Here is a 3616-nt window from a genome sequence, read left to right on the forward strand (position 1 = left end):
CTGCCGACATTCCTGCGGGAACATCAGAAGCTGGCCTGGCAATGCGCGGCCGAAGGCATGGACCATGTCCGGTATCTCGCCCGGCTTGTCGAACTGGAGTTGGTTGACCGGGAGCGGCGGATGGTCGAGCGCCGCATCAAGGCCGCCAGGTTCCCTACGGTCAAAAGCCTCGACAGCTTCGACTTCAGCGCCATCCCGAAGCTCAACAAGATGCAGGTGCTGGAACTGGCCCGCTGCGAATGGATCGAGCGGCGCGAGAACGTCATTGCCCTCGGCCCAAGCGGCACGGGCAAGACGCACATTGCCCTTGGCCTCGGACTGGCGGCTTGCCAGAGGGGGCTCTCCGTTGGCTTCACCACCGCCGCAGCCCTGGTCAACGAACTGATGGAGGCCCGCGACGAACGTCGCCTGCTTCGCTTTCAGAAGCAGATGGCTGCCGTCAAGTTGCTGATCGTCGACGAACTGGGCTTCGTGCCGCTGTCCAAGACCGGCGCCGAATTGCTATTCGAGCTGATCTCGCACCGCTACGAGCGCGGCTCAACCCTGATCACCAGCAATATGCCCTTCGATGAATGGACCGAGACCTTCGGCTCCGAGCGCCTCACCGGCGCACTGCTCGACCGGCTGACCCACCACGTCAGCATCCTCGAAATGAACGGCGAGAGTTATCGCCTCGCCAACAGCACTGCCCGAAAGCGGCATCAAAAGTCCTGAGATCAGATCGCCTCGATTTGGCCCCAAGGGGCCAATGCGCCATGGCACGCGCCAGCTCTATGGTAAGCGCGCGCGCCATGGCGCAGGCCACCGCCACCTGGCCTGGTTTTACGCCGCCGAGTGGCCGGGTTTTGCACCGCCGTTGACAGGCGGTGTCGGGCTTCCAGGGCTTGGCGTTCTTTCGGGGCGGAATGATTGCGGCGGCGCCCCGGGCAGCGATGGCATCATGACACTTGCGCGTGTCGAAGGCACCGTCGGCGGTGACGGTGGCGATCTCCTGATCGGGCGGGATCTGGTCCAGCAGCTCAGGTAGTATGGGCGCATCACCGATCCCACTCGTGGTGAATTCAGCTGCCCGGACTTCCAAGGATTTCTCGTCAATTCCGATGTGGATCTTGCGCCAGACCCTGCGTTTAGCGCCGCCATGCTTGCGGGCGTTCCACTCGCCTTCGCCTTCAACCTTGATGCCAGTGCTGTCGACCAGCAGGTGCAGCGGCCCATCCGACCCACGATAGGGAATGCTGACCTTCAGGGTTTTCTGGCGACGGCTAAGCGTGCTGAAGTCCGGCACCGCCCAGTCCAGACCGATCAGCCGTAGCAGGCTCTCGACGAACCCAGTGGTCTGTCTTAGCGCCAGGCCGAACAAAACCTTCATCGTCAGGCAGGTTTGGATGGCGGCATCGCTATAGTCGGGCTGGCGGCCACGCTTGCCGGTGGGCTCGGCTTCCCAAGTCATGGCGGGGTCAAACCATATCGTCAGCGAACCCCGACGCTTAAGCGCTCTATTGTACGCGGGCCAGTTCCTGGTCTTGTAGGTTGGCGGTGTAGGTTTGCTCATGCCGTCCAGCTACCACGCTGGATCCACCAGATGAATCCCTCTCAGGATTTGTGCAACAGAGCCTCGCCAACGCCATAGACGCTGTCGGCGGCCACCCAGGAAAATGGAACCTTGGCCGAGAGCACGCGCTCGATCATGCTGCGCGCGATGGCAGGTTTAGTGGCGAACTCCACCACCTCGGGCACATGGGCCCGGCTTCGTCTGACCGGGGCTTCAGCCCATGCTTTCGGCAGATAGAGGGCCCGATCGATAAACGCATGTCCGTGCCGCGAGACGTAGCTGGCGAAGACGCCGATCTGGCAATTGGTGATCTTTCCTGCCGACCCCGTATATTGGCGCGCGACCCCACAGGAGGCGTGGCCCTGCTTCAAAAAACCGGTTTCATCGATCACCAGCACCGCCTCGGGATCAGCCAGCGTGTCCACGGCGTAGCCCCGCACAATATCGCGCAGCGCGTCGGCATCCCAATGGCCACGACCCAATATCGCCTGCTGACGCCAGGGACCCGGATCTCCAGCCGCTTCGGCCCGCATCCAACCCGTCTTGCGCCGTTCCTCACCCAACAAGCCGTCGAGAAACTGACCGGCCGATGCCGCAACCCGTTCCTGCGTAAACAGCGGCCGAATTCGAGCCTTTACTTCACGTAGCGAGGAAGCCCAAAGCTCCAGCGTCTCTTCGACCGACAACCCCGCCATCCATGATCCCTAACTTAGTCATGGTAGCGCATTGATTCAGAGCGGAGAGAAGAATGCAACTGTAATGCTAGGTCATGTTGACAAAAGGGCACCTCGATTTTTGACCTTTTCCGGTCGCGGGTCGCGGGCTCGGCGGCTTGAAATGGGCGTGATGCCACCCGTCAGTGCCCTTGTGCGCTACGGGGTCTTTGATGCTTTGCCTGTCGCGCGCGGCGTTTCGTGCCGCACGACTTGATTTCCGCGCCCCTGGGTTAGCCCGGGCACGGGTTCAGGCGGCTCAGCTGGCCGAGGCGGCGCATGTTGTAAGCGAGGTTCTTCATCCCGATCTTCGCCTTCGCCCGCACCATGCCGATCGTGCGCACCAGCGTGCCGCCCATGTCATTGGTCTGCGCGCCGAAGACATGCTCGACCCGGGCACGCACCGAGGATTTGGTCCGGTTGCTGCTTTTGGCCTGCTCGGTCAGCGGCTTGCCGCGCTTGCCCTTGCGGTGGATGTGGCTCTTCAGCTTCATGCCGCGCAGCTTGGCTTCCATCTCCTCGGACCGATAGGCCGGATCGGCCCAGACCCCCGCGCCGGTATTGCCCCGCGTCAGCAGGTGGTCCACCGCTTGGCTGTCATGCAGGGCGGCATCGCTGACATGGTAACGTCTTACCAGCTTGTGCTTCCTGTCCATGCTCACATGGTTCTTGTAGCCATAGTGGGATTTACCGTGCTTCTTGGTCCAGCGGGCATCAACGTCCTTCTGTGACCGCTTGGCCGGTTTGTCGGACCAGCCCTCGGGCACCTCACCGCTCTTGATCGCCTTGTTTTCCTCGCGCGTGTTGTGGTTCTTCGGCACCGGGACGATGGAGGCATCCAGGATCTGCCCTCCCCGCGCGATGTAACCCCGGCGCGCCAGATAGCCGTCGAACTGCTTGAACAGCGCCTCCACCAGGCCCGCCTGCGCCAGCGCTTCGCGATAAAGCCACACCGTCTTGGCATCGGGCACCCGGTCCTCAAGCCCTAGGCCGAGGAACCGCATGAATGACAAACGGTCGCGCACCTGATACTCGATCTGGTCGTCGGACAGGTTGTAGAGCGCGCCCAGGACCAGTGTCTTGAACATCAGAACGGCGTCCATCGGCTTGCGCCCGGCGCGCGACTTCCGCTCCGCATCTGGCTTGCGCCAAACCCGCTCCAGCGTCGGGCGGAACTCCTCCCACGGCACAACGGCGTCAATCTCGACCAAGGGGTCCTTCTTGGCATCCAGGCTCGCATAGCGGTCCGAAAGATCGAAGAAACCCATCTGTGCCATCGTTACGCCCAAGCAGCCGATCACCCCCCGTTCATACCGCAGCAACTCGGGCCGGGCAATTTTTCGAGGTGCCC

The 3616-nt window shown here is 62.4% G+C and carries 2 protein-coding genes and 2 pseudogenes; 1 reads left to right on the top strand and 3 read right to left on the bottom strand.

Going from position 1 to position 3616, the window contains the following annotated elements; all coding sequences use genetic code 11:
- On the top strand, positions 1-714 hold a 714-nt coding region (gene istB / locus ACTJI6_RS23800; RefSeq protein ID WP_440803190.1), incomplete at its 5' end, for an IS21-like element helper ATPase IstB.
- A 139-nt stretch (positions 715-853) separates the two neighbouring features.
- Here the strand turns inward: istB and ACTJI6_RS23805 are convergent.
- From ACTJI6_RS23805 to ACTJI6_RS23815, 3 genes and pseudogenes are all read right to left on the bottom strand, one after another.
- A pseudogene (locus tag ACTJI6_RS23805) lies at positions 854-1552 on the bottom strand (IS5 family transposase); the annotation flags it as partial.
- 62 nt (positions 1553-1614) lie between these two features.
- Positions 1615-2247 (bottom strand): annotated as a pseudogene (locus ACTJI6_RS23810) (IS701 family transposase); the annotation flags it as partial.
- A gap of 251 nt (positions 2248-2498) precedes the next feature.
- Positions 2499-3542, bottom strand: a complete 1044-nt coding sequence (locus ACTJI6_RS23815) for an IS5 family transposase (RefSeq protein WP_085502601.1) — start codon at positions 3540-3542, stop codon at positions 2499-2501.
- Positions 3543-3616 lie beyond the last annotated feature (74 nt).

Source organism: Paracoccus sp. 22332 (genome assembly GCF_052045125.1).
In the GTDB taxonomy this organism is placed as follows: domain Bacteria; phylum Pseudomonadota; class Alphaproteobacteria; order Rhodobacterales; family Rhodobacteraceae; genus Paracoccus; species Paracoccus haematequi_A.